This window comes from Burkholderia plantarii (assembly GCF_001411805.1).
In the GTDB taxonomy this organism is placed as follows: domain Bacteria; phylum Pseudomonadota; class Gammaproteobacteria; order Burkholderiales; family Burkholderiaceae; genus Burkholderia; species Burkholderia plantarii.
This window is the reverse complement of the sequence record NZ_CP007213.1, coordinates 1,231,423-1,256,416: the sequence shown is the minus strand read 5'-3', so window position 1 is coordinate 1,256,416 and position 24,994 is coordinate 1,231,423. Positions and strand designations below refer to the sequence as shown.

Genomic DNA, 24,994 nt, shown 5'->3' with positions numbered 1-24,994 from the left:
ATTCGTTCGTGCGCCGATTATCGCAGCCGCGCGTGTCAGATGCATTAATTCCGGAATCGAGCCGGGGCGTGGCGATCCGGGCGCCGGCCGGGCCCGGGCGGCACGGGGCGGGCATCGCCAGCGGCCGGTGGCGGCCCGGGTGGCGGCGCCCCGATGCCAGTTCGCCGATGCCGGTTCGCCATTCGCACGCCGGTTTCCTACACTGGGAGGGTCGCGCGCCCCGCGTCCCGGCCGTATCGGGCGCTCGGGCGGTTCGCCACGACGCCTTGCATCGCGGCATGCCAGCCGTTAGCCGATGCGGCCATGCACGCTGGCCCCGCGTCATGCATGGCGCCGGCCGTTCGCCGTCGGTCGCGGTCCGGACCGCGCCGGCACCCGGATCAACACGCTGCCCGAGCCTACGCCCCATGCGCCCGACTTCGACGCTCCCGCCCCACCCCTGGTTCGGCGTCCCGCTCGCCCGCCCCGCGCGCGACGGCGGGATTCCGCCGTTCCTGCGCGAGATCTGCCGGCAACTGACCGCGCAGCGCCGCGAGGACGAGTTGCTGCCGTGGGCCGAGCGCGCGCTCGCGATCGATCCGGGCGCCGTCGAGTTCATCGAGATGCGGGTCCGCGCCCTGTCGCTGGCGGGCCGGCACCGCGAGGCCGCCGACGCGCTGCGCCGCCATGCGGCGCTGGCGGCGCAGCGCGGGCGACTCGACGCGCGGCTTGGCCAAGAACTGGCGATGGCCGGCGACCTCGACGGCGCGATCCGCCTGCTCGACGCGGCGCTGTTCCGGGCGAGCGCCGAACGCGACCCCGCCACCGCCGCGCTTGCCGCGCACCGGCTCGGCGAGGCGCGGCTCCGGCGCGGCGAGCCGGCCGGCTTCCAGGCCTGGCTGCGACGCGGCGAGGACCCGGCCTCGAGCGGCTGCTATCGTCCCGCCGGCATCGCGCCGTGGAGCGGCGGCGACCCGGCCGGCCGGCGCGTGCTGGTCACGCATCAGCTCGGCTTCGGCGACCAGCTGCTGCTGCTCGCCTGCGCGCGCGACTGGCTGCATGCGGGCGCGCGGCTCATGATCACCTGCGATACGCCGCTGCTGCCGCTGGTGCGCGCGTCGCTGCCCGACTGCCGCGTGGTGGATGCGCCGCGCCCGCTGACGATCGACGAGCCGCTGCCCGACTCGCTGCGCCGCGAGATCGCGGTGTTCGCGCCGGACCGGCACGCCACGCTCCTGCACCTGCCGCTGCTCGACGCCGCCCGCGCGAACCCGCGCGCGCGTTTCGAGCCCTATCTGCGCGTGCCGCCCGAGCGCGCGCGGGCCGCGGCGCTGTGGGCTCGCGGGATGCGCGCCGCCGCGCCGGGCCGCAAGCTGGTGGGATTGTTTTACGACTGCTCGCAGCGCCACCGGCCCGAACTCGACGCCGGGACGCGCTGCTGGGCCGCACGGCGCAGCCTGCCGCGCGCGGACGTCGAGCGACTGGCGGCGAACCCGGTGCTGGCCGCGCGCGTGCAGTTCGTGAGCCTGCACCATCCCGCCGCCGAGGCGCTCGCCGGCGGCCTGCCGCACGGCATGCGCCGCTACGCGCCCGACATCGCCGATTTCGGCGACACGGCCGCCTGCATCCGCGAACTCGACGCGGTGGTTGCCGTCGATTCGGTCGTCGCAAACCTGGCCGCGCTGCTCGGCGCGCGCACCTGCGTGGCCGTCAACGCGTCGGGAGACTGGCGCTGGGGCAACGGCGGACGCGGGACGCGCTGGCTGCCGGAGGTGGTCGTGCTGCGCCAGCGCGAAACGGGAGACTGGCGCCCCGTATTCGACGAACTGGCGGACTGGCTGCTGGCCGGAACCGATTGAGGCGGTCGGGCCGACTGATCGTCACCGTGCGTCGAATGAATGGCGCGCGATGGTGCGCGATGGCGTCGGGACAAAAGCCGATGGCGGACCCACGGCACCGAGCCGTGCCGGCCGTCAGGTGCCTCGGGAAAGGGGATGCGGCCGGCCCGGGTGCAGGCGCACGAGATCGTGATCGCCAACCACGCCAGCCACCCGCCACGACTCGCAAGCCCGACGGCATTGCACGCCGGCAGCGGCACGAGGCGGAAGCAGTGGAAGCGGACCGCAGGTTCAGCCCCGCGTGTCGATCCAGTGGCACGCGTAGCGGCTCGAATGGCGCAGCGCGGCTTCTTCGCTGCCGAAATAGTCGAGCGAGTAGAACTCGTAGCACATCGGCCCGCCGCGCGGATCAACACGCGTGAGCGTCAGGTTGGAGGAAAAGCAGCCGTCAGGCAGACGGTGGACCGAAGGGGCAACCGCGTATCCGCGATATTGTTTGATGTTGGCTTGTTGCATGATGAGTGAATATTGTCATGAGCATGGATCGGTAGTGACACGGTCCGGCATGGCCGGTTGATCGTCAGGAATCCTGCCGTTATGGGCTCGCACCGCCGGCAATCCTGCGCGGCGGGCGGGGAAAATCGGGTCTGAGCCGGTGTCGCCCGGACGATTCCGAGCAAAAAAACGGGATGGGCAAGCGAAAATACGCCGGCGGCGAGCCATCGAAACGAATCGACGTGGAAATCGACGTGGAAATCGGCGAGCGAATCGGCGTGGAAGCACGCGAGCCGGCATCGCATGCGCGGGCTCGCTACGGCAACCTCGGGGTTCGGGGCGCGACGCTCACGTCGCCTTGCCACGATTCAAGAATACGACACGAATCCGTGTCGACCCGCGCTGCGTCAGCGTCGAGTTTGATCGAAACGGCCCACCCGTTTCAGGGGCCGCTTCGCCGGCTTCACCGTCGGTCGCGCCGCGGGCGGCACGCCGTATCGTCGTCGTTGTCGGTGAAGCCGCGAGGCACATGCCGTGCCGCGCGTGGAACGATGCGCGACTCAGCGCCGGAAGGTGCGCGCGCGCGGCGCGCTCGCTCCGGCACGTTCGTCCTTGTGACGATAGTTGATCCGGCCTTTGGTCAGATCGTAGGGCGAAAGTTCGAGCCGGACGCGATCGCCGGCAAGAATCCGGATATGGTTCTTGCGCAATCTTCCGGACGCGTAGGCGCCCACCACGACGCCGTTTTCGAGCGTCACGCGATAGCGGCTGTCGGGCAATACTTCCTCGACGACGCCGTCCAGTTCCAGCAGTTCTTCCTTCGCCAAATTGATCTCTCCGTTGACTGAGTGAGGGCGGCACGGCGTGCAAACGCCAATGCCGCGCGAGGCGCGAAACCCGGCGCGACATGCGGCACCGGGTGCCGATCGATCGTGATCTTCAACGCTTGCCGGCCGGCGCAACCATGCCGGCAGGATGCTGCCGGGGGCGTGGACTTCGGCGCCGCCCGCTTGAAAGCGATGCCAGGAGGCGGCATCGCCAAAGGCATCGTGCGCTTGCCGCGCGATGCGCGATACGATTTCAGAGCGCTCGACGCGGCTCAGAGCGGCGTGATGTTGGCCGCTTGCAGGCCCTTCTGGCCGACCTTCGTCTCGAAGCTCACGCGCTGGCCTTCGGCCAGCGAACGGAAGCCGTCGCCGCGAATTTCGGAAAAATGGGCGAACAGGTCATCCTTGCCGTTGTCCGGCGAGATGAAACCAAAACCCTTGCTGTCGTTGAACCACTTGACGATACCGGTATCCATGATGCTCCTTTGAGTAAATGACGAACGAAGCTCCGCGCCCGCTCAGGCAGGGTGCGGAAAGATCAAGGAGGGAGAGGACAACGAATACCGCGGTCCGCGGTCAATGATGAGCAGCAATCGCGCTTCTTGAAGACTTCAGCCGTAGACCTTACGCGCTGTTGTCGATTTGGTCAAGTTGTTTCGGTGCGCCGGGTGCTTCGCGCCGGTGCGGATCAGGCTGAATACAGGTCGAAAAACCGAGCCGGAAAATCGCACCGAAAACCGTTCGGCACGCCGCGCGATCGCGATCGCGAATTGTCGCGACAGGGCCGTGCCGCCGCTGCGAACCTGTCGATCCGGTTCGCCACGAACCCACGCGCGCGTTGCATCCACGACCCGTATCGTGCATGAGCCGAATCAAGCGAAAACCGCGCCGTCGAGAAATTTAAATCGCGGGAGATGACGGCAATCGGCGTATGATAAATTGGATCGTCAGGTCTCGATCATTCCGTCATCCTGACTGCAAGCCGCATCGATCGCGGCATTCAGGCATCCCTCCCGATCGACCTTCCGCACCCATGCTGCAAGCGCGAGCCGCGCCTGCAGCATGGAATGTCGCGTTCATCGCCTTACCGTACCCTCACCGTCAGGAGCCAGACATGAGCATGCATCTGTACCGCGGCTTCGAGATCTACCCATTGATCTATCCGCATTCCGGCGCGCAGGAAAACGCCGGCCGTTACAACGACAACGGCTTCGACGCCGCCGTGAAGATCTGCCTGCGCGACGCCGGCACGACGCTCACTTTCAGCAATACCTTCAAGCTCAGCGAGACGCCGCCGTTCCCGAGCGCCGGCGCCGCGCGCCGTGCCTCGCTGCGCTACGCGGAAGACCTGATCGACCGGCACGACGGGCAGAACTGGATGCAATCCTGAGCGTTTTCCGCCGATCGCCGGCGCGCCTCTCGTCGTGCCGCGTTGCAGCGCGATCCACTGGCCCCGCGAGCGTCGGTCTCGAACGATGGCCCCTCAGCCGACGCGACCGCCGGCGCATGCCGACGACACGCCCCCATCCCCGCCCGTCCGGTGCCGGCGCGCCGAGGCCCGCGTAAAATTCCGGCACCCTGTTTCTCACGCGGTCATGACCGGATGGAACTGAAACATCTCGGCGCCTTCGTCGCGCTCGCCGAAGAACTGCATTTCGGCCGGGCGGCCGAGCGCCTTTGCATCGTGCAGCCCGCGTTGAGCATGCAGATCAAGGCGCTCGAAACCGATCTCGGCGTGCGCCTGTTCGATCGCGACCGTCACAAGGTGGCACTGACCGACGCCGGCCGCCTGTTCCTGCCCGAGGCGCGCGCCACGCTCGAACAGGCCGCGCGCGCCGCGCAGGTCGCGCGGCTCTCGGCGCAAGGCGAGATCGGCACGCTGCGGCTCGGCTTCGTCTCGTCGGTACTGCCGAAGCTGCTGCCGACGCTGATCCGCACCATGCATGCGCGCTACCCGCGCATCGCGCTCGAACTGAAGGACATGTCGACGCCGGACCAGATCGCCGCGCTGCACGGCGGCACGCTCGACTTCGGCATCGCGCGGCTGCCGCTCGCCGCCAGCGGGCTGGCCTCGCGCGTCGTGATGGAGGAATCGTTCGTGGTGGCCGTGCCGGCCTCGCATGCGTTCGCGCAGCTGGCGCACATCGAGCCGGCGCAACTGCGCGGCCAGCCCGCGTTCGTGCTCGCGCGCCGCTACGCACCCGGCTTCTTCGACGCGCTGCTGGTGGCGCTCGGCGCGCGCGAGGTCACGCTCGACATCGCGCGTGAACTCGGCGAATACACCACCATGCTCGCGCTCGTCGCGGCCGGCCTCGGCATCGGCCTGATTCCGGCCGAGGCGGCCGCGGCCGTGCCGCCGAACGTGGTCGCGCGGCCGCTCGCGCTGCCGTCGTATCGCGCGCCGCTCGGGCTGATCTGGGTCGACGACGGCAGCGCGCTGAAGCGCGTGTTCCTCGACGTGATCGAACAGGGCATCGCCAACGGCTGGGCGGCCTGAGCGAGCACCGGCCTCCCTTCCCCAAGGCGATCGTGCCGTGCGCGTAGCGCGACCGCACGGTCCACCCACACCACCTCTTTACGCGAGCCGCCCCGCTTTTTACGCGGTTTTAATGCGCGCCTCGCTACGCTGGACGACATCCTCGCTACCCGCCCGGGTCAACGTCCATCGCATGAACCACCGTCAGGCCACCGCGCCGTCCGCCGTTCCTCCGCCGCCGTCCCGCCCGCGCCCGCGCGGCCCCGTCATCCGCCACGCCGGGAGGCACTGACATGCTCAAGGGCATCTGGATCCCGCTCGTCACGCCGTTTCGCGACGGCCGGCTCGACCTCGCCGCGCTCGAAGCGCTGACGGCCTCGTATCTCGACACCGGCATCGCCGGCTTCGTCGCGCTCGGCACCACGGCCGAGGCCGCGCTGCTCGACGACGCGGAACGCGCGGCCGCGCTGAAGGCCATCACCGGCGTCGCGGCCGGCCGGCTGCCCGTGTTCGTCGGCGTCGGCGGCATCAGCACGCGCGATTTCGTCGACGAGATCGACCGCCTGGAACTGCAGGACGTGGCCGGCTATCTCGTACCGCCGCCCGCCTATCTCTGCCCGAGCCAGGCCGGCCTGCTCTGGCATTTCGGGCAGATCGCGGCACGCACGCGGCGCCCCGTGATGCTCTACGACGTGCCGCATCGCTGCGGCGTGACGATCGAGCCGGCCACCGTCGCGCAACTCGCCTGCCATCCGAACCTGGTCGGCATCAAGGAATGCGTGCCGGCGCACTTCGAGGCACTGCGCGCCACCCCGCTCGAGGTGCTGTGCGGCACCGACGACGCGTTCGCCCGCTGTCTCGCGGCGGGCGGCGCGGGCGGCGTGCTGGCGAGCGTGCACGTCTGCGCCGACCTGTTCGTCGAGGTGCAGCAGCTTCACGAGGCGGGCCGCGTGACCGAGGCGCAGTCGCGCTTCGACGCGATGCAGCCGGTGCTGCGGCTGCTGTTCTCGGCGCCGAACCCGGCCGCGATCAAGGCGATGCTGTCGTGTACGCACGGCATCACGGCCGAGGTGCGGATGCCGATCACGCCGGCTTCGCCGCCGCTCGTGGCCGAGCTGCGGCGAGCGCAGGCCACGCTGGAGCGCCTGCGCGCCGAGCGGCCGGCCGCCTCACGCGCGGCGCCCGCGCCTGCGCAGGCCAACCCGGCGGCCGGCGCCGTGCCGGCACCGCTCAGCGAATCACGCGCGTGACGCCGCGCCCGCGCGGGTCGGCCACCGCTTCCGGCGTGCCGCCGTCCACGCGGATCACCTGGATGTCGCCGCTGAAGTCCTGCCCCTTCAGCGTGTAGCCCTTCGCCTCGATCTGCTGCGCGAGCTCGCCCGTGATCGGGTGGTACGGCTCCCAGAAGATCGTGTTCGGCGGCAGCAGCTGATGGTGGAAACGGAACGCGCCGACGGCCTCCTTCAGCGGCAGGTCGAAATCGTAGACGTTGGTGATCACCTGGAAGATCGAGGTGAAGATGCGCGAGCCGCCCGGCGTGCCGATCACGAGCGCGACCTTGCCGTCCTTCGTCAGGATCGTCGGCGACATCGACGAGAGCGGGCGCTTGTTCGGCCCGATCGCGTTCGCGTCGCTGCCCACCACGCCGAACATGTTCGCCACGCCGGGCTTCGCGGAGAAGTCGTCCATCTCGTCGTTGAGCACGATGCCGGTGCCCTCGGCCACCACGCCCGAGCCGAAATAGCCGTTGATGGTGTAGGTGTTCGACACCGCGTTGCCCCACCTGTCGACCACCGAAAAGTGCGTGGTCTCGGCCTTCTCGGGCATGCCCGTGCCGAGCCCCGGCTGCACGCTCTTGGTGTCGGACGGCGTGTCGGGGTTGACCTCGGCCGCGCGTTTGGCGAGATAGGCGTCGTCGATCAGCTGCGCCACCGGCACCTTGTAGAAATCGGGATCGCCCAGATACTGCGCGCGATCGGCGAACACGCGCTTCTCGATCTCGGCGATCAGGTGAACGTACTGCGCCGAGTTCAGCGGCACGCCCTTGAAGTCGGCCGCGAGGTCGGCCTTCATCTTCAGCAACTGCACGAGGCCCACGCCGCCCGAGCTGGGCGGCGGCGCCGTGATCACGCGATAGCCGTTCCAGCCGGCTTCCACGGGCTGGCGCCAGACGGCCCGGTACTGCGCGAGATCCTCGGTGGTGATCAGGCCGTCGCCGGGCTGCATCGCGGCGGCGATCCTCGCGGCGGTCGGGCCTTCGTAGAAGCCCTTCGCGCCCTGCGCCGAGATCCGCTGCAGCACGGCGGCCAGATCGGGCTGGCGGAACGGCCGGCCGGCCTTCATCGCGCCGAAGAAGCGATCGAAGTTGGTCTTGCCGCCGAACTCCTTCGACGCGTCGTCGCGGCGCCGCGCGAGCTGCTCGTCCACCACGAAGCCGTCCTTCGCGTAGTGGATCGCGGGCGCCAGCACCTGCCGCCAGCTCAGCTTGCCGAAGCGCTTCTGCGCCTCCCACATGCCGGCCACGGTGCCCGGCACGCCCACCGCGCGCGGCCCGACCAGGCTCATGCCCTTGATCACGTTGCCGTCCTTGTCGAGGTACATGTCGCGGGTGGCCGCGAGCGGCGCGCGCTCGCGATAGTCGAGGAAGTAGGGTTTGCCGCCGACCAACAGCGTCATGAACCCGCCGCCGCCGATGTTGCCGGCCTCGGGATAGGTGACGGCCAGCGTGAAGGCGATCGCGACCGCGGCGTCCACCGCGTTGCCGCCCTCCTTGAAGATGGCCTGGGCGGCATCGGCGCTGTATTGGTCGGCAACCGCCACGGCCGCCGCTGTTAGTTGCGCATGCAACGAAGTCTTGGCGAACGCGGGCGCGGCCGGCGCGAAACCGGCGACGGCCGCGCCGAAGCAGGCCGCGGCGGCGGAAATCCTGAAACGATGAAGCGTGACATGAAGCGTGACGATCATTGCGCATCCCTCATGAAGTGTCATTGGTGGGCTGAAGCAAGGCCGATTTGCGCTTATAGCATGAGCCGGCACGCGAAAACAAAACGGCGTGGCGCATGATGCGCTGCAACTTTCGGTGCCAGCGGCAAGGCTCGCGGCGGTTCGGTGGCGTTATCGGCCGATGCGGACAACAGCGAAATATTCGCTGCCGGACGTATCGCGGCGCGTGCCGATCTGAGAAGATGGCGCCCCTGATTTTTGCAGCGCAACCTTCGCCACCCTCGTTCCGCATGGCATCACACAACGCTCATCGTGCGACCGGCTGGGCCGCCGGCCTGATCGCCGCCGCGCTGGTCTGGCAGGCGGGTGCCGCCGGGCCGTGGCATGCCGGCAGCCTGGCCGCGTTCGTCGCCGGCGTGGCGGGCGGCACCGCGCCGGACTGGCTCGAGGTGGCGTGGTGGACGCGCCGGCGACGCCTCTGGATCAAGCATCGCACCGCGACGCACTGGGGGCTCGGCTGGCTCGCGCTGCTGTGGTTCGCGGACCGCTCGCTGCGCGCGCGGCATCCGTGGGCACCGCCATTGTTCGGCTTCGCCTGCGGCGGCCTCATGCACCTGCTCGCCGACTGGCCGAATCCGCTCGGCGTGCCGTGGATCCTGCAGCGGCATTCGCTGAACTGGTGGAAGAGCGGACGCTGCGACCTGATCGTCGTCACGCTCGCGTGGGTGGGGGCGTTATGGGTCGCGCAGGCTGCGTGGCAGCGCGATGCACTGCTCGAACACTGGCTGAGATGGCTGAGGATGGTGTGACCGGCGCCGCGACGGCAGGCGGTGTGTGCAACCTGATGCGACGGCGGCCGGCGCGCCCGCTGGGAACGGCACCGGCCGCAAGCGGGCCTTCGAACGGCCCGCCTGCCTCGCCGGCCGCCTAGCGACTCTGCGCGGCGACCTTGAGCCCGAGCCCGATCAGCAGCGTGCCGATCAGCTTGCCCTGCAGGCGGCGCAGCGCCGGCAGCCGGCCGAGCAGATGGCGCAGCGGCCGCAGCGCCATGACGAGCAGCACGGTATAGAGTGCGCCGCCCACCGCGAACACCAGGCCGAGTTCGAGGAACTGCAGGAACGCCTGACCGCGCTCCGGATGCACGAACTGCGGCAGGAACGCGATGAAGAACAGCGCCGTCTTCGGATTCAGCAGCTCGGTGACCACCGCCTGCAGGCAGGCACGCATCGGCGTGACGCCGGCCAGCACGGGCAGCCGCGCGTCGCCGGCCGGCTCGCGCCACGCACGCCAGCCGAGATGGAACAGATACGCGGCGCCCACGTACTTGACCGCGTTGAAGGCCAGCGCCGAGGTCATCAGCAGCGCCGACAGGCCGGCCGCCGCCGCGATGGCATGCAGGAAATCGCCGATCGCCACGCCGATGCTCGTCATCACGCCGGCGCGGCGCCCGCCCTGCGCGGTGCGTGACAGCACCAGCAGCACCGCCGGCCCCGGCACCAGGAACAGCCCCACCATGATCACGACGAACGTGCCGAGCGTCTGCAGATCCACCACTTGCATCTCCTTCATTCGAGCCGGCCTCGCGCGGGCCGGCCGCACATCACGCGCGTCGATTGTAAGGCGGCGGGGAACGGCTTGCAGCGCATCGATAATCGAGGCGGCGGCCCCCGGCGCGATCCGTTCGCCACGGCTTTCGCCGGGTCGCGCCGCCAGCGCATCAGACCGCGATTTCAGGCGGCGCCTGCCGGAAGCCGCGCGTCAGCCAGCCGAGATAGACGAGCCCGAGCACGAACCAGATCGCGCCAAGCACGAGCGCCGATTTCTCGAGGCTCACCAGCAGCCAGACGTCGGCGATCGCGCCGAGCGCCGGGAACAGCAGCCCGCCGATCGGCCCGAAGCGGCGCTGCGCCGGCGGCGTGGTCAGGTACTGGCGCATCACGCAGAGGTTGACGGCCGTGAACGCGAGGAACGCGCCGAAGTTGATGAACGAGGTGGAGGTGGCCACGTCGAGCTTTAGCGCGATCAGCCCGACCACGCCGGCGAACGCGATGTTGAGCGCCGGCGTCTGGAAGCGCGGGTGGATGTAGCCGAAGATCCGGCGCGGCAGCACCTCGTCGCGGCCCATCGCGTAGAGCAGCCGGCCGACGCTGGCCTGCGCCGAGATCCCGGAGGCGAACTGCGCGAGGATCAGCCCGGCGAGGAACACCGACACGAACAGGTCGCCGCCCACTTTCTTCGCGATTTCGAACGCGGCCGAATCGGGATCCTTGAACACGGCGCCCGGATGCGCGAGCTGCAGCGTGTAGGCCGCGATCACGAAGATCGCGCCGCCGATCAGCGCGATCAGCACGATCGCGCGCGGAATCGTCCGCTCGGGGTCGACGGTTTCCTCGGTCAGCGTCGAGACGGCGTCGAAGCCGAGATACGAATACGCGGCGATCGCGGCGCCGGCCATGGTGGCCGACAGCGGCACGCGGGCGTTGAAGAACGGCTGCGCGGCGGCCAGCCCGCCCGGCCCCGCCGCGGCCAGCGCGTAGTGGCAGCACAGCACCACGAACAGCGCGACGATCACCAGCTGCACCAGCATCAACACGATGTTGAAGCGGTTCGCGAGCTCGATGCCGAGGATGTTCAGCGCGCTGGTCAGCACGATGAACGCGACGATCCAGAGCCACGCCGGAATCGACGGGAACGCCGCGCCCAGATAGGCCGCGCCGATCAGCCAGATCACCATCGGCAGGAAGAAATAATCGAGCAGCGTGGCCCAGCCGATCAGGAAACCCAGATGCGCGTTGAAGGTCTTGCGCGTATAGGTGTAGGCCGAGCCCGCCACCGGGAACAGCCGCGCGAGCTTGCCGTAGCTGAGCGCGGTGAACACGATCGCGATCAGCGCGAGCAGATAGGCGAGCGCGGCCGTGTCCCGGCTCGCGCCGGCCAGCACGCCGTAGGTGCCGTAGACGATCAGCGGGGCCATGTAGGCGAGGCCGAACAGCAGCACGGACGGCAGGCCGAGCGCGCGCTTCAGGTGCGGCGCGTGTCCGGCCGCGGGCCGCGACGGGGAGGATTGAGTCATGGTCGGGTCTCCTGTGAACGCGCGAGGCGCGTCCGAACGCAAAACACCAGGTTGCACGGCGTCGCGCCGCGTGACGGCGTGGCCGGTCGGCACGCCCGGTCGCCGCGGCGGCGGCATGGGGGATCAGGGTGGGTACGACGAAAACGGACTGCGAAAAGCAAACTACGACGAACTGCGACGAACCACGGAAAACAAAAAGCGAAACGATGCAAAGCGCGCGGCGGATCATCTGCGCCGGCGCGCCCGGCGGTGCCCCGCGAAGGACACGCCGGGGCGCCCGCGCGCCGCTCAGCGCGCGCGGATCACGCGGCCGCGTCCGTCGAACGGCGCGGCTGGCACCGCCGCGGCATCCTGCGGATCGTCCTCGAGCACGAGGCCCACGCGCGCGTCGTGCAGATAGCTGTAGTGCTCGCGGCTCACGGCGAGCAGCGCCGGATCGAGCGTCACGCACAGCACCGCGTCCTCGCCGCGCAACTCGCCCAGCACGTCGCCCGACGGGCCGATCAGCGCCGACTCGCCGGGGAAGCTCAGGTTGTCGTCGCCGTCGCCGATCCGGTTCACGAGCGCCGCGAACATCTGGTTTTCCATCGCGCGCGCGACGATCGCGCGGCGATGCACGGGGCCGAACGGATCCATGTTGCCGTTGGTCACGATCAGCAGGTCGGCGCCGAGCGAGGCGATGGCGCGCGCCGTCTCCGGGAACTCGATGTCGTAGCAGATCAGCAGGCCCACCGTCAGGCCGTTGAATTCGCAGACGGCGTAGCGATCGCCGGGTTCGAACACGCCGACGTCGGACGCCCAGAGGTGGGTTTTCCGGTAGCGCAGCGCGATCTCGCCGCGCGCGTCGATCAGCAACGTGGTGTTGAAGCAGCGCTCGCCGTCGCGCTCCGCGAAGCCCACCGCCACGCCCACCCCGGCCGCGCGGGCCGCCTCGCGCACCGCGGCGATCGACGGGCCGTCGATGGCCTCGGCCACGTCGCGCACGTTCTCGCGCGTCGGAAAGCCCGTCAGCGTGGTCTCGGGGAAGACGATCAGGTCGGTGCCGTCGCGCCGCGCGCGGATCACCTCGGTCACGCGGGCCAGGTTCGGTGCGACGATGCCGTCCGCGACCGGAATCTGGGCGAGTTCGATTTGCATTGCTTGCCTCCAGTATGGCGGGCCGATAGACTCGCGCTCGCATTCGCCGGCCGCTCGGGCTGCGGCGTGGCGCTATTATCGGGACGTTATTTTTGTCCAGGAATTCCCCACCTGGGTTACCACGATCGGAGGACACATGGAACTCGACTGGCAGGATCTCGCGTTCCACCATCACGTCGCGACGCTGATCGACGCGATCGACAGCGCCGACTTCTGGACCCGCCTCGCCCGCGTGCTGCAGCGCTTCGCGCCGTTCGACAACTGGGTCGGGCTGCTGTTCGCGCGCGATCGCGCGCCGCTCGTGTGCGCCGAATCGCCGACGCCGGACGGCACCGTCGACCAGATGTTCCAGAGCTACCTCGGCGCGCTCTACCAGCTCGACCCGTTCTATATCGCCGCCTGCGAGCGGCCCGCCTCGGGGCTCGTCACGCTCGAATCGGTCGCGCCCGACAACTTCAGGATGACCGACTATTACCAGCGCTATTTCAAGCGCAACATCATCGGCGACGAGGTGCAATTCAATCATGCGATCGACGCCAGCCACACGCTGATCTTCTCGCTCGGCGCGACGCGCCGCTACGGCGAGCGCGATCTCGCCACCTTCGCGCTGGTGGCGCCGTGGGTGATCGCGCTGATGCGCCAGCGCCTGCCTTACGAAACCTTTACCGGCGGCAGCGCGCAAAGCGCTGCGGCCGGCCCCGTGGAGGCCGTCGATGCCGCCGCGGCGGTGGCCGCGCGCGACGAGGCCGGCTACGTCGAGCATTTCGATCGCGTCGTGCAGCAGCGCGGGCACGCGCCGCTGACCGCGCGCGAGGTGGAAGTGGTGCGGCTCGGCCTGAGCGGATTCTCGACGCGCGCGATCGCCGAGCGGCTGACGATCTCGTTCGAGACCGTGCGCGCGCACAAGAAACATATCTACGCGAAACTCGGCGTCAGTTCCCAGTCGGAGCTGTTCGCGCTGTTCTACGAGCCGGGGCGCCAGGCAGCGGGTTGAATACCGCGCTGGGTGCGGGCGGTGCGGGCGGTGCGGACGATGCCCGGCGTGACTTCGTGCGATGCGCGCGGCGCAGCGAATCGACGTCGGGCCTGCCAATCGGTCCAGCTGCCATTGCGATCGCCGCGCCTGCCCCCATCTCGTGAAGGTGCCCGCTGGCAGCCCGCTGGCAGCCTGCCTCGCAGGCGGACCGTCCCGGATCGGTCCCGAATCGTCCCGATCCGGCCCCCGGCAGACGCCTCGCGGGTCTGGCACACTGGACGTCGATCCTTCACCCTGCGTCACGCTTATCCACTTGCCCGATCCGTTGCCCGTACCCGTTGCCGTTTCGAGGGATGCCACCGCCGCCCTCCCGGCCGCCGCGCCGCTCGCCGCGTTCCATCCGGCCGTCGCCGGCTGGTTCTCGCGCACGTTCAGCGCGACCACCGAAGCGCAGGCGCGCGCCTGGCCGCTAATCAAGGCTGGCCGCTCGACGCTGGTGGCCGCGCCCACCGGCTCGGGCAAGACCCTCACGGCGTTCCTCTGCGCGATCGACGATCTGGTGCGCGACGCGCTCGCCCACGACGGCATGCTGCCCGACGAGACGCTGGTGGTGTACGTGTCGCCGCTCAAGGCGCTGTCGAACGACATCCGCGTGAACCTCGACGCGCCGCTCGCCGGCATCGCGCACGAACTCGCGCGGCTCGGCCTGCCGGTGCCCGAGATCCGCACCGCCGTGCGCACCGGCGACACCACGCAGGCCGAACGCAGCGCGCTGCGCAAGCGCGCGCCGCATATCCTCGTGACCACGCCCGAGTCGCTGTACGTGCTGCTGTCGTCGGAATCGGGGCGGCGCATGCTCTCGACGGTACGCACCGTGATCGTCGACGAGATCCACGCGCTGGCCGGCAACAAGCGCGGCAGCCACCTGTCGCTCACACTTGAACGGCTCGACGCGCTGGTGGGCCGGCCGCTGCCGCGCATCGGGCTGTCGGCCACGCAGCGGCCGATAGGGCTGGTCGCGCGGTTCCTGGTGGGCGGCAAGGATGCGGCGCGGGACCGGCCGGCGGGTGGAGTGGATGACGCCGCGGCGGACGCAATCGCCCCCGATGCCGCGCGCGCCGATGAATCCGGCGAATCCGGCGCGTCCGAAAAACCGGCGGCGGGCAAACGCCAACGCAAGCGCGCGGCCGGCGCCGATCCGGCGGCCACGATTGACGCAACGCCATCGACCACGGCGGCCTCGCCCGCCGACTGCGCGATCGTCGACGTCGGCCACGCGCGCGCGCGCGATCTCGCGCTCGAACTGCCGCCCGTGCCGCTCGAGCCGGTGATGGCCAACGACGTCTGGGAGCGCGTCTACGACCGCATCGCCGAGTTGGCGGCCGCGCATCGCACGACGCTCGTGTTCGTCAACACCCGGCGCATGGCCGAGCGGCTCGCGCGCCATCTCGGCGAGCGGCTCGGCCACGACGTGATCGCCGCGCACCACGGCAGCCTCGCCAAGGAATATCGCTTCGACGCCGAGCAGCGCCTCAAGCACGGCAAGCTGAAGCTGCTCGTCGCCACCGCCTCGCTCGAACTCGGCATCGATATCGGCGACGTCGAGCTGGTCTGCCAGATCGGCTCGCCGCGCGGCATCGCGCCGTTCCTGCAGCGCGTCGGGCGCTCGGGCCACCAGGTCGGCGGCACGCCGAAGGGGCGCCTGTTCCCGCTGTCACGCGACGAGCTGGTGGAGTGCGCGGCGCTGCTCGACTGCGTGGCGCGCGGCGAACTCGACCGGCTGCGCGTGCCGCGCGCGCCGCTCGACGTGCTCGCGCAGCAGATCGTGGCCGAGGTGGTCTGCGCGGAATGGGACGAGACCGAACTCTGGCGGCGCTTCACGCATGCCGCGCCCTATGCGGACCTGTCGCGCGAGCGCTTCGACGAAGTGCTGGCGATGCTGGCCGACGGCTTCTCGAACCGGCTCGGCGCACGCCGCGCCTACCTGCATCGCGACAGCAGCACCGGCACGGTGCGTGCCAAACGCGGCGCGCGGCTGACCGCCGTGACCTCGGGCGGCACGATCCCCGACAGCGCCGACTACTCGGTGCTGCTCGAACCGCAGGGAACGCAGATCGGCACCGTCAACGAGGATTTCGCGGTGGAAAGCCTAGCCGGCGACGTGTTCCAGCTCGGCAACCAGTCGTACCGGATCCTGCGCGTGGAGTCGGGCCGCGTGCGCGTGGAGGACGCGCGCGGGCAGGCGCCGAACATCCCGTTCTGGCTCGGCGAGGCGCCGGGGCGCAGCGACGAGTTGTCGGTCGGCGTGGCGCGGCTGCGCGCGCAAATCGACGCGCTGCTCGAACAGGGCGAACTCGACGCGGCGGGGCCGGCGGCCTCGCGCGCGATCGACGCGGCGCGCGCGGGGGGGACGGCAGGCACGAAGGCGAATCCAAAAGCGTCGACGGATCACGTGGCACGCGGCATGGCCAGCGATGGCGGCGCGCCACCGGCGACCGATGCGGCCGGCGCCGACCAGACCATCGACGGGCCGGCCTCGACCAAGCCGGCGAACGCCGCCAGACGCGCAAAGGCCGCGCCGGCGACGCAGGCCGCGAACGCAAGCCGCGCGAGCCACGCGACGGCGCCGCGCCAGGCCGCGAACCCGCCGCCCCCGGACTCGGCCGCCGCCACCGCCGACACCGCACGCGACCTCGCCCCAAGCCGCCTCGCCCCCGCGCTCGCCTGGCTCACCGGCACGCTCGGCCTGGCGCCCGAGGCCGCGCGCCAGATCGTCGAGTATCTCGCGCGCGCGCGTTCCGCGCTCGGCGCGCTGCCCACCCGGCACACGCTCGTGATGGAGCGCTTCTTCGACGAATCGGGCGGCACCCAACTGGTGATCCACTCACCGTTCGGCAACCGCATCAACCGCGCCTGGGGGCTCGCGCTGCGCAAGCGCTTCTGCCGCGCGTTCAACTTCGAGCTGCAGGCGGCCGCCACCGACGACGCGATCATCCTTTCGCTGTCGCTCGCGCACAGCTTCGTGCTGTCCGACGTCTGGCGCTACCTGCGCACCGCCACGGCCGAGCACGTGCTCGTGCAGGCGCTGCTCGACGCGCCGCTGTTCGGCGTGCGCTGGCGCTGGAACGCCACCACCTCGCTCGCGCTGCCGCGCTACACGGGCGGCCGCCGCACCGCGCCGCAACTGCAGCGCATGAAGAGCGAGGACCTGCTCGCGACGGTGTTCCCCGATCAGGTGGCCTGCGCCGAGAACCTCGTCGGCGAGCGCGAGGTGCCGCGCCATCCGCTCGTCGACCAGACGCTCGACGACTGCCTGCACGAAGCGCTCGACACCGAGGGCTGGCTCGCGCTGCTCGCGCGCATCGAGGCCGGCGAGGTCGAGCTGATCGCGCGCGACCTGCCGGCACCCTCGCCGCTCGCCGCCGAGATCCTCAACGCCAAGCCCTACGCGTTCCTCGACGACGCGCCGCTCGAGGAACGCCGTACCCAGGCCGTGCTCGCGCGCCGCTGGACCGATCCCGAATCGGCCGACGATCTCGGCGCGCTCGATGCCGACGCGATCGCCGCCGTGCGCGAGGAAGCGTGGCCGGCCGTGCGCGACGCCGACGAAGTCCACGACGCGCTGGTGAGCCTGGCCTGCGTGTCCGACGAGGAAGCACGCCGGCACGACGGCTGGCTCGCGGCGCTGACGAAGCTGGCGGCCGGCAGGCGCGTGGCCGCGCTGCGGCTCGCCGACGGCCGCGCGCTGTGGCTCGGCGCCGAACGCGTGGCCTGCCTGCGCGCGCTGCATCCCGAGGCGCGTCTCGAGCCGGCGCTCGCCGCGCCGAAGCGCGCCGGGCCGGCGTGGACGGCCGAGGCCGCGCTGGTCGACGTGATCCGCGCGCGGCTGACCGGCTTCGGGCCGCTGCCGGTCGCCGCGATCGCCGCGCCGCTCGGGCTGCCGGAGGCCGCCGTCGAGGCCGCGCTGCTCGCGCTCGAAAGCGAGGGCTACGTGATGCGCGGACGCTTCACGCCGGGCGCCCTCGCCGAGGAATGGTGCGAGCGCCATCTGCTCGCGCGGATTCATCGCTATACGGTCAAGCGCCTGCGCCGCGAGATCGAGCCCGTGGAGCGCGCCGATTTCATGCGCTTCCTGTTCCACTGGCAGCACGTCGGCGCCGACACGCGCGGCATGGGCCGCGAGGCGCTGGCCGCCGTGATCGAGCAGCTCGAAGGCTTCGAGGCCGCCGCCGGCGCGTGGGAAGACGACCTGCTGCCGGCGCGCGTGGCCGACTACGCGACGGGCGGCATCGACGAGCTGTGCCGTTCGGGCCGCGTCGTCTGGACCCGCATCGCGCCGCCGTCGCCGGCCCGGGCAGTTGGTACGCAGGCGACGACGCGCGCGGCGGCCTCGGCACCGGGCGACCGCCTGCCCGCGCGGCTCGCCGGCAAGGAAACGGGTGGCCCGCGTGCAGCCGCCGCCGCGAAAACCTCGGGCGGCCCCGTGAAGACCACGCCGATCGTGCTGCTGCCGCGCCGCAACGTCGGCGCCTGGCAGGCGCTGCACGACGAGCGCGCGCAGCCGGCGCTGTCGGCGCGCGCGCAGCGGGTCCACGACGCGCTGGCCGCGCACGGCGCGATGTTCTTCGACGAACTCGTCGACGACGCGCGCCTGCTGCCCGTCGAACTCGAGCAGGCGCTCGGCGAACTCGTCGCGGCGGGCCGCGTGAACGCCGACAGCTTCGCCGGGCTGCGCGCGCTGCTGCGGCCCGCGGTCAAGCGCAGTGCCTACTACTCGCCGCGCACGCGCCGCGGCGGCGCGCTGATCGGCGGCATGGACGACGCCGGGCGCTGGGCGCTGGTGCGGCGGCCGGTGCGGATGACGGCTGCGGCGGATGACGGCGCGCAGGCCGGCGCGTTCGCGGCGGCCGGCGGCATCGACGGCGGCGGCGATCGCGCGGTCGCGCCGCCGCCTTCGACCAGTTCGGCCGCGCCGCCGCGCGAGGCGCTCGAACACATCGCCTGGACGCTGCTGCGCCGCTACGGCGTGGTGTTCTGGCGGCTGCTCGAACGCGAGGCCGCGTGGCTGCCGTCGTGGCGCGAGCTGCTGCGCGTGTACCAGCGGCTGGAAGCGCGCGGCGAGATTCGCGGCGGGCGGTTCGTGGCGGGGCTCGCGGGCGAGCAGTTCGCGCTGCCCGAGGCGATCCCGGTGCTGCGCGAGGTGCGCCGGCAGCCGGCCAACGGACAGTGGACCGTGGTCAGCGGCGCCGATCCGCTGAACCTGGCCGGCACGCTGCTGCCGGGCCGCAAGGTGCCGGCGCTGGCCGGCAATCGCGTGCTCTATCGCGACGGCGCGGCGGTGGCCGCGCTGGTCGGCGGCGAGTTCATCTACGAGGACACGCTGCCTGCGGCCGAGCACGAGACGGCGCGCCTGAAGCTCGCGCGGCGGCGCTGACGGACGCGCCGGTCGCACCATGCGGATGAAGCGGCGCAGGCCGGCCGACACGCCTGCATCGAACGCATGAGCCGTCGATCCGCTGCGCGCGGCCTCGCAGGCAATCGATCGTCACGCGCGCGACGATGGCCGGCGCCGCGTGGCCACACCTGGCACCGCCTGACACCCCGCGAAAGCAGGTTCGCCGGCGCCGGTCGCCCATATCGCGCCACCACTCGCCCTCGCCCTGCCCCTTGCCAAACGAAAACGCCGGACGCGAAGCCCGGCGTGTCCTGATTCCGATCGTCGGCCTGCGATCACGCGGCGGCCGGCGCGAGCGAGCGCGATGCCGTGACCGTCGCGTACCCCGCGTTCATGTTGCCGCCCGTCAGGCGGAACACCCCGCGTCGCCGAGCGCCGCCGGCTGTTCGTCGAGCGACTGCGCGGCCGCCGCGGCCTGCTCGACGAGCGCCGCGTTCTGCTGCGTGAGCGCATCCATCTGCGTGACGGCCTGATTGATCTGCTCAATACCGCGCGCCGGCTCGTCGGAGGCCGCCGAGATCTCGGCGACGATGTCGGCGACGCGGCGGATCGCCTCGCGCACGTGGCCCATCTTCTCGCTGACGCGGTTCGCCTGGCCGGCGCCGTCGGGGCAACGCCGCCCGACCACCCGGTGCCGCACGACGAAGCCGCGCGGCTGCACGCCGTGGCGCGCAGCCAGCTCGCGGACACGCCCGCGCACGAGGCGTTGGACGCCGACGCCGCGCTGACCGCCCGGCTGTTCGATACGCCGATCGCGCTGCTCACGCTGCTCACGCGCCACCGGCAATGGTTCAAGGCGCGCCACGGGCTGCCGCTGCCGCCCGAGACGCCGCGTGCCTGGGCGTTCTGCAATCACACGATCCGGCAGCCGGAGCCGCTGGTGGTGGAAGACGCCGCCGCGGACCCGCGCTTCGCGGCCAACCCGCTGGTGGCGGGCGCCCCCGGCCTGCGCTTCTACGCCGGCGCCACGCTGCGCGACTACGAGGGTTACGCGCTCGGCGCGCCGTGCGTGCTCGACCTGAAGCCGCGGCGCCTCGTGCAGCCGCAGCGCGACACGCTGCGGCTGCTCGCCGAACTCGTCTCCGACCGCGTCAACCTCGCCACCCGCAGCCGCCGGCTGCGCTGGGCCGGGCATCACTGAACACGCGCGCCGCGCTCAACCCTTCCAGGCCGAGCAGCGAATCACCGAGCAGAAGTTGCCGGCATGGAAATGCGGCTCCTTGTCGGCGATCACGTCGGCCTTCACGTTGCCGAACGTGGTGTCGGGCTTGTGGCGGATGCCGTCGTAGAACGCCTGGATGATGTCTTCCTTGAAATGTTCGGGGCGCGGATGGGCGTGCGTGACGGCCTCGCGCTCGTGGTCGTCGTACTCGTGATAGGTCAGGCCGAGCACGTCCATCTCCACGCCGGCCGTCACCAGCGCGACCACCGGATGCATGTGCTGCGGAATGCCCGGCGTGGTGTGCAGCGCGATCGCGGTCCACACCAGATCGATGTCGTGCTGCGCGATGCCGCGCTGGCGCAGGAACTCGCGCGCCGCGTTCGCGCCGTCCACCTCGAAGCGCTCGTGCGCGCTGCTGTGCGACGGCATCAGCCCGACGTCATGGAACATCGCGCCCGCATAGAGCAGCTCGGGATCGAACTTCAGGCCGCGCTTGCGGCCGGCCATCGCGCCGAAATAGAACACGCGGCTCGAATGATGAAACAGCAGCGGGCTCTCGGTATCGCGCACGAATTCGGTGATTTCCCGCGCGAGACGGCTGTCGGGGACGGCGATGCCGCCAATGTCGACACTCATGATCTTCTCCTGGTAAGGACTTCGGGATTCATTCTCGCGCTCGCGGGGTTTGGCATCAATCGATGTGATGCGCCAATTTCTGCCAAATCGCGTACCATTCGGACAGGGCACCCGGACCGCGCGCGAACCGCGCCGGCCAGCGCATCGACAAGAGGATTGACAAGGGGATTTCCATGAGCAGGACGAGCGTCAGAACCATCGCGATCCTGGCCGTGCCGGGCGTGCAGCTGCTCGACGTGAGCGGGCCGCTCGACGTGTTCGCGCAGGCAAATATCGAGGCGGGCCGCGAGGCGTACCGGCTGCTCGTGCTGGCCTGCGAGCCGGGCTACATCGTCAGTTCGTCGGGGGTGCGGCTCGTGCCGGACGGGGTGGTGGGCGTGGTCGGGCAGGCGCTGCCCGAGCTGCATACGCTGCTCGTCGCGGGCGCGCCCGGCATCGCCGCCGCGAATCAGGCCGGCGGCACGGGCGTGCCGGCCGCGGTGCCGGCCTGGCTGCGCGAGGCGGTACGGCAGTGCCGGCGCTTCGGCTCGGTCTGCACCGGCGCGCTGGTGCTGGCCGACGCGGGGCTGCTGGACGGGCGGCGCGCGACCACGCACTGGGCCTCGGTGGCGGCGCTGGCCCAGCGCTGCCCGAGCGCGACGATCGAGGCCGACGCGCTCTACGTGCGCGACGGCCGGCTGCGCACCGCGGCCGGCGTGACGGCCGGGCTCGATCTGGCGCTCGCGCTGGTGGAGGAGGATCTTGGCCGCGAGATCGCGAAGCGCGTGGCGAGCCAGCTCGTGATGTTCTTCAAGCGCCCGGGCGGGCAGCTGCAGTTCAGCCGCAACGGCCAGACGCAGCCGGCCGGCCGCTCGGTGCTGCAGGACGTGCAGCGCTGGGTGGCCGCGCAGCCGGGGCTCGATCACAGCGTGACGAATCTGGCCGGACGCACCGGGCTGAGCCCGCGCCACTTCGCGCGGCTGTTCCATGCCGAGGTCGGCGTCACGCCCGCCGCGTGGGTCGAGCTGGCGCGCGTGAACGCGGCGCGCGAGCTGATCGAGACGGCCGGCGACACGCCCAAGCAGGTGGCCGCCAAATGCGGCTTCGCGAACGCCGACGTGCTGCGCCGCGCGTTCTCGAAGCACGTCGGGGTCACGCCGGCCGAGTACCGGAAACGGTATCGGCGGGAAGAACGGTAGCGAGTGCGGGCTGGCGAAAAGATCCGGAGTCCAGATCAAACGCGAACGAAGCAGGAGCGATCAGGTATCGCCGACGGCTTGAGACGCGTCGCCGTTCGTTCACGCCAACCGGATCGCCCCGCCCGGCCCCGCCACCGATCGAGGCAAGGCGGCCTCAGGCCCCCGACGCGTCCTCGCGGCCGCAGCGCCAGCCGCGCGGGCGCGCGGGCTTCACCGGCGCGTCGGCCACGGCGCGCCACCAGCGTTCGCCGCGATGCGGCGCCTGCAGATCGAGCCGCTCGCCCATGCGCGGCGTGGCGAGCGCAATCCCGCGCGCGGCGGCGAGCCCGAACACGCGCTCGAACGGCTCTTGCCAGCGGTGCATCGCCAGATCGAACGTGCCGTTGTGGACCGGCACGAGCCAGCGGCCGCGCAGGTCCACGTGGGCCTGCACGGTCTGCTCGGGCTGCATGTGGACGTAGGGCCATTGCGCGTCGTAGGCGCCCGTCTCCAGCAGCGTCACGTCGAATGGGCCGAGACGCTCGCCGATCTCGCGGAAGCCGTCGAAATAGCCGGTGTCGCCGCTGAAGAACACGCGCAGGTCGCCGTCGACAATGGTCCACGACGCCCACAGCGTGCGATCGCCGTCGAACAGGCTGCGCCCCGAGAAATGCTGCGCGGGCGTGGCCGTGAACGCGATGCCGTCGAGTTCGGTGCCCTGCCACCAGTCGAACTGGCGGACCTTCGCCGCGTCGATGCCCCATTCGATCAGCCGCTCGCCCACACCGAGCGGCGTGAGGAACACGCCGGTGGTGGCCGCGAGCGCCAGCACCGTCTCGCGGTCGAGGTGATCGTAGTGATCGTGCGAGAGGATCACGCCGGCCAGCGGCGGCAGGTCCGCCAGCGCGATCGGCGGCGCGTGGAAGCGCTTCGGGCCGAACCGCCGGAACGGCGAGGCGCGCTCGGCGAACACCGGATCGGTCAGCCAGAAGCGGCCGCGCAGCTTCAGCAGCATGGTCGAGTGGCCGAGCCGGAACAGGCTGCGATCGGGCGCGGCCTCGAGTTCGGCGCGCGTCAGCGCGTCCACCGGCAGCGCGGCGGCCGGCGCCGTGCCGCCCGGCTTGTTGACGAGCACGTTCCAGGCGATCGACAGCATCTTGCCGGCTCCCTCCGCCGGGCGCGGCCGCACGTTGCGGAAGCGCTCGCCGTCGTGCTGCGGCGACGCCGCCGCCCACGTCTGCGAGCGCCGCGCGGCGGCCATGCCGAGCATGCGGCTGAACCAGCGGGTCAGGGAAGTCATCGAATCGGTCCGATACAAAAAAGTAGACTTGTTAGTGTAGTTTGTTTTCGAGAAAAGTAAACCACGCGGTGTAAAATTCGCCGATGGACTCCCACGCTGCCCCCACCCGGCTGACCGACCGGAAACGCGCGTCGATCGTCGGCGCGGCGATCGACGAATTCCTGTCGGCCGGCTACGACGCGACCAGCATGGACCGCATCGCGGCCAGCGCGCAGGTGTCGAAGCGGACCGTCTACAACCACTTCCCGAGCAAGGAGGCGCTGTTCGCGGCGATCCTGCAGCGGTTGTGGGATTCGACGCGCGCCGGCGACGCGCCCGCCTATCGGCCCGACGCGCCGCTGCGCGGCCAGCTGATCGACCTGCTGCTGCGCAAGCTGCGGCTGCTCAGCGACGAGACGTTCCTGGCGCTGGTGCGCATCGCGATCTCGGCCGCGATGCATTCGCCCGAACGGGCGAGGGAGATGGTGGCGCGGCTCGGCGAGCGCGAGGAGGACCTGACCGTCTGGATTCGCGAGGCCGCCGCCGCCGGGCGCCTCGCCACCGACGATCCGCCGTTCGCCGCGCAGCAGTTGCAGGGGCTCGTGAAATCGTTCGCGTTCTGGCCGCAGGTGGCGATGGGGCAGCCGGCCGTGGATGGCGAAGCGCGCACGCGGCTCGCCGAATCGGCGGCAGACATGTTCCTCGCTCGCTATGCATGCGGCGAGGCCGCCGGCGGTTGAGCCGGCGCGGGGTTCATCCATCGCCGCTTGCATCGCTCGTCCTGCCCCGCTGCTCGCTTGCGATTCGCCCCGGCCGATCGCACAATCGCCCTCACCTTCCGCTCCCGATTCCCCGGATGTCCGAACCCGCCCGATCCCCCGCGCCCGTCGGCGTGCTGCTCGCCGCCGGCCTCGGCACCCGCTTCGATCCGAGCGGCCGCGACAGCAAGCTGCTTGCCGCGCTGCCCGACGGCACGCCGGTGGTGGTGGCCGCCGCGCGGCACCTGCTCGCCGTGACGCCGGAGGTCCATGCCGTGGTGCGGCCCGGTGCCGGGCGGCTCGCGGCGCATCTGACCGACGCGGGCTGCCGCGTGCTGGTGGCCGAGGAGGCGATACAGGGAATGGGCGCGAGCCTCGCCGCCGCCGTGCGTGCCTCGCGCGACGCGGGCGGCTGGCTGGTCGCGCTCGGCGACATGCCGTGGATCGATCCGGCCGCGATCCGCGCCGTGGCGCAGGCCATCACGTCCGGCCGCGCGAGCATCGCGGCCCCGCATCACGGCGGCCGACGCGGCCATCCGGTCGGCTTCGCGGCCGTGCATGGCGAGGCGCTCGCCGCGCTCGACGGCGATGCCGGCGCGCGCGCGCTGCTCGGCGCGCATCCGGTCGCGCGCATCGAGGTGGACGATCCCGGCGTGCTGCGCGACGTCGATACGCGTGAGGATCTGGTTGCGCACGCAACTACGCATGGTGGCCTTGCCGCGCTGTTCGCGCCACCGCCCGCGCGATGGGGGCTGCGCGGCGATCCGTATCTGTGGGACGCGCTGCGCGCACGGCTGGCCGGC

General features: G+C 71.1%; 20 protein-coding genes and 4 pseudogenes. 13 read left to right on the top strand and 11 right to left on the bottom strand.

What is annotated here, in order from left to right; translation table 11 throughout:
* Positions 1–407 precede the first annotated feature (407 nt).
* Entirely contained in the window at positions 408–1,838 is a 1,431-nt protein-coding gene (locus bpln_RS22655) for a hypothetical protein (RefSeq protein ID WP_148654133.1), read from the top strand.
* A gap of 270 nt (positions 1,839–2,108) precedes the next feature.
* Here bpln_RS22655 and bpln_RS22650 read toward each other — a convergent pair whose 3' ends face one another.
* From bpln_RS22650 to bpln_RS35970, 4 genes are all read right to left on the bottom strand, one after another.
* Positions 2,109–2,333, bottom strand: coding sequence for a hypothetical protein (locus bpln_RS22650; protein ID WP_055140067.1), 225 nt, complete (start codon positions 2,331–2,333; stop codon positions 2,109–2,111).
* A 539-nt stretch (positions 2,334–2,872) separates the two neighbouring features.
* Positions 2,873–3,139 carry a translation initiation factor IF-1 gene (infA, locus tag bpln_RS22645; protein ID WP_042627507.1) on the bottom strand — a complete coding sequence of 89 codons (267 nt, stop codon included), beginning with the start codon at positions 3,137–3,139 and terminating at the stop codon, positions 2,873–2,875.
* A gap of 272 nt (positions 3,140–3,411) precedes the next feature.
* Positions 3,412–3,615, bottom strand: a complete 204-nt coding sequence (locus bpln_RS22640) for a cold-shock protein (protein WP_015877559.1) — start codon at positions 3,613–3,615, stop codon at positions 3,412–3,414.
* 135 nt (positions 3,616–3,750) lie between these two features.
* Entirely contained in the window at positions 3,751–3,987 is a 237-nt protein-coding gene (locus tag bpln_RS35970; RefSeq protein WP_123863716.1) for a hypothetical protein, read from the bottom strand.
* Between the two features lie 266 nt (positions 3,988–4,253).
* On the opposite strand from bpln_RS35970, the gene bpln_RS22635 reads away from it, so the two are divergent.
* The 3 genes from bpln_RS22635 to bpln_RS22625 all read left to right on the top strand — a co-directional run bounded on the left by bpln_RS22635 (position 4,254) and on the right by bpln_RS22625 (position 6,865).
* Positions 4,254–4,529 (top strand): hypothetical protein, encoded by a 276-nt coding sequence (locus tag bpln_RS22635; RefSeq protein ID WP_042627506.1) that lies wholly within the window; start codon positions 4,254–4,256, stop codon positions 4,527–4,529.
* 213 nt (positions 4,530–4,742) lie between these two features.
* On the top strand, positions 4,743–5,636 hold the full coding sequence (locus bpln_RS22630; RefSeq protein WP_055140066.1) for a LysR family transcriptional regulator: 894 nt from the start codon (positions 4,743–4,745) through the stop codon (positions 5,634–5,636).
* A gap of 272 nt (positions 5,637–5,908) precedes the next feature.
* A complete protein-coding gene (locus bpln_RS22625) occupies positions 5,909–6,865 on the top strand; it encodes a dihydrodipicolinate synthase family protein (protein ID WP_082465401.1) in 957 nt (318 codons plus the stop codon).
* Here bpln_RS22625 and ggt read toward each other — a convergent pair.
* Complete coding sequence (ggt, locus tag bpln_RS22620) at positions 6,846–8,579, bottom strand: gamma-glutamyltransferase (RefSeq protein ID WP_055140065.1); 1,734 nt, start codon at positions 8,577–8,579, stop codon at positions 6,846–6,848. The genes bpln_RS22625 and ggt overlap by 20 nt on opposite strands.
* A 269-nt stretch (positions 8,580–8,848) precedes the next feature.
* On the opposite strand from ggt, the gene bpln_RS22615 reads away from it, so the two are divergent.
* The gene (locus tag bpln_RS22615) at positions 8,849–9,367 is read left to right on the top strand and encodes a metal-dependent hydrolase (RefSeq protein WP_055140064.1); all 519 of its coding nucleotides are present in this window, start codon (positions 8,849–8,851) and stop codon (positions 9,365–9,367) included.
* Between the two features lie 118 nt (positions 9,368–9,485).
* On the opposite strand, the gene bpln_RS22610 is transcribed toward bpln_RS22615, so the two are convergent.
* From bpln_RS22610 to bpln_RS22600, 3 genes are all read right to left on the bottom strand, one after another.
* Entirely contained in the window at positions 9,486–10,112 is a 627-nt protein-coding gene (locus bpln_RS22610) for a LysE family translocator (RefSeq protein WP_042629336.1), read from the bottom strand.
* A 163-nt stretch (positions 10,113–10,275) separates the two neighbouring features.
* Positions 10,276–11,631 (bottom strand): APC family permease, encoded by a 1,356-nt coding sequence (locus bpln_RS22605; protein ID WP_042627501.1) that lies wholly within the window; start codon positions 11,629–11,631, stop codon positions 10,276–10,278.
* A gap of 288 nt (positions 11,632–11,919) precedes the next feature.
* Positions 11,920–12,768, bottom strand: a complete 849-nt coding sequence (locus bpln_RS22600) for a carbon-nitrogen hydrolase family protein (RefSeq protein ID WP_055140063.1) — start codon at positions 12,766–12,768, stop codon at positions 11,920–11,922.
* Between the two features lie 136 nt (positions 12,769–12,904).
* On the opposite strand from bpln_RS22600, the gene bpln_RS22595 reads away from it, so the two are divergent.
* From bpln_RS22595 to bpln_RS38460, 4 genes and pseudogenes are all read left to right on the top strand, one after another.
* Positions 12,905–13,762: a helix-turn-helix transcriptional regulator gene (locus bpln_RS22595; RefSeq protein ID WP_042627499.1), complete on the top strand. Its 858-nt coding sequence runs from the start codon at positions 12,905–12,907 to the stop codon at positions 13,760–13,762.
* 307 nt (positions 13,763–14,069) lie between these two features.
* Positions 14,070–14,795 (top strand): annotated as a pseudogene (locus bpln_RS38470) (DEAD/DEAH box helicase); the annotation flags it as partial.
* Between the two features lie 192 nt (positions 14,796–14,987).
* A pseudogene (locus tag bpln_RS38465) lies at positions 14,988–18,086 on the top strand (Lhr family ATP-dependent helicase); the annotation flags it as partial.
* Between the two features lie 120 nt (positions 18,087–18,206).
* A pseudogene (locus tag bpln_RS38460) lies at positions 18,207–19,178 on the top strand (Lhr family helicase); the annotation flags it as partial.
* A gap of 367 nt (positions 19,179–19,545) precedes the next feature.
* Here the strand turns inward: bpln_RS38460 and bpln_RS35965 are convergent.
* Positions 19,546–19,839, bottom strand: coding sequence for a methyl-accepting chemotaxis protein (locus bpln_RS35965; RefSeq protein WP_420807381.1), 294 nt, complete (start codon positions 19,837–19,839; stop codon positions 19,546–19,548).
* Here bpln_RS35965 and bpln_RS22580 point away from each other — a divergent pair.
* Positions 19,831–20,340 (top strand): GAF domain-containing protein, encoded by a 510-nt coding sequence (locus tag bpln_RS22580; protein WP_055140061.1) that lies wholly within the window; start codon positions 19,831–19,833, stop codon positions 20,338–20,340. The two genes, bpln_RS35965 and bpln_RS22580, sit on opposite strands and share 9 nt — an antisense overlap.
* A 15-nt stretch (positions 20,341–20,355) precedes the next feature.
* On the opposite strand, the gene bpln_RS22575 is transcribed toward bpln_RS22580, so the two are convergent.
* Positions 20,356–20,997 (bottom strand): HD domain-containing protein, encoded by a 642-nt coding sequence (locus tag bpln_RS22575; RefSeq protein WP_042627497.1) that lies wholly within the window; start codon positions 20,995–20,997, stop codon positions 20,356–20,358.
* Between the two features lie 173 nt (positions 20,998–21,170).
* Here bpln_RS22575 and bpln_RS22570 point away from each other — a divergent pair, with 173 nt between their 5' ends.
* Complete coding sequence (locus tag bpln_RS22570; protein ID WP_055140060.1) at positions 21,171–22,175, top strand: GlxA family transcriptional regulator; 1,005 nt, start codon at positions 21,171–21,173, stop codon at positions 22,173–22,175.
* Positions 22,176–22,329: 154 nt separating this feature from the next.
* On the opposite strand, the gene bpln_RS22565 is transcribed toward bpln_RS22570, so the two are convergent.
* A complete protein-coding gene (locus tag bpln_RS22565; protein WP_055141178.1) occupies positions 22,330–23,454 on the bottom strand; it encodes an MBL fold metallo-hydrolase in 1,125 nt (374 codons plus the stop codon).
* A gap of 83 nt (positions 23,455–23,537) precedes the next feature.
* Here bpln_RS22565 and bpln_RS22560 point away from each other — a divergent pair, with 83 nt between their 5' ends.
* Positions 23,538–24,173, top strand: coding sequence for a TetR/AcrR family transcriptional regulator (locus tag bpln_RS22560; protein WP_042627495.1), 636 nt, complete (start codon positions 23,538–23,540; stop codon positions 24,171–24,173).
* Between the two features lie 116 nt (positions 24,174–24,289).
* Positions 24,290–24,883, top strand: a pseudogene (locus bpln_RS34385) (nucleotidyltransferase family protein); the annotation flags it as partial.
* Positions 24,884–24,994: the final 111 nt, after the last annotated feature.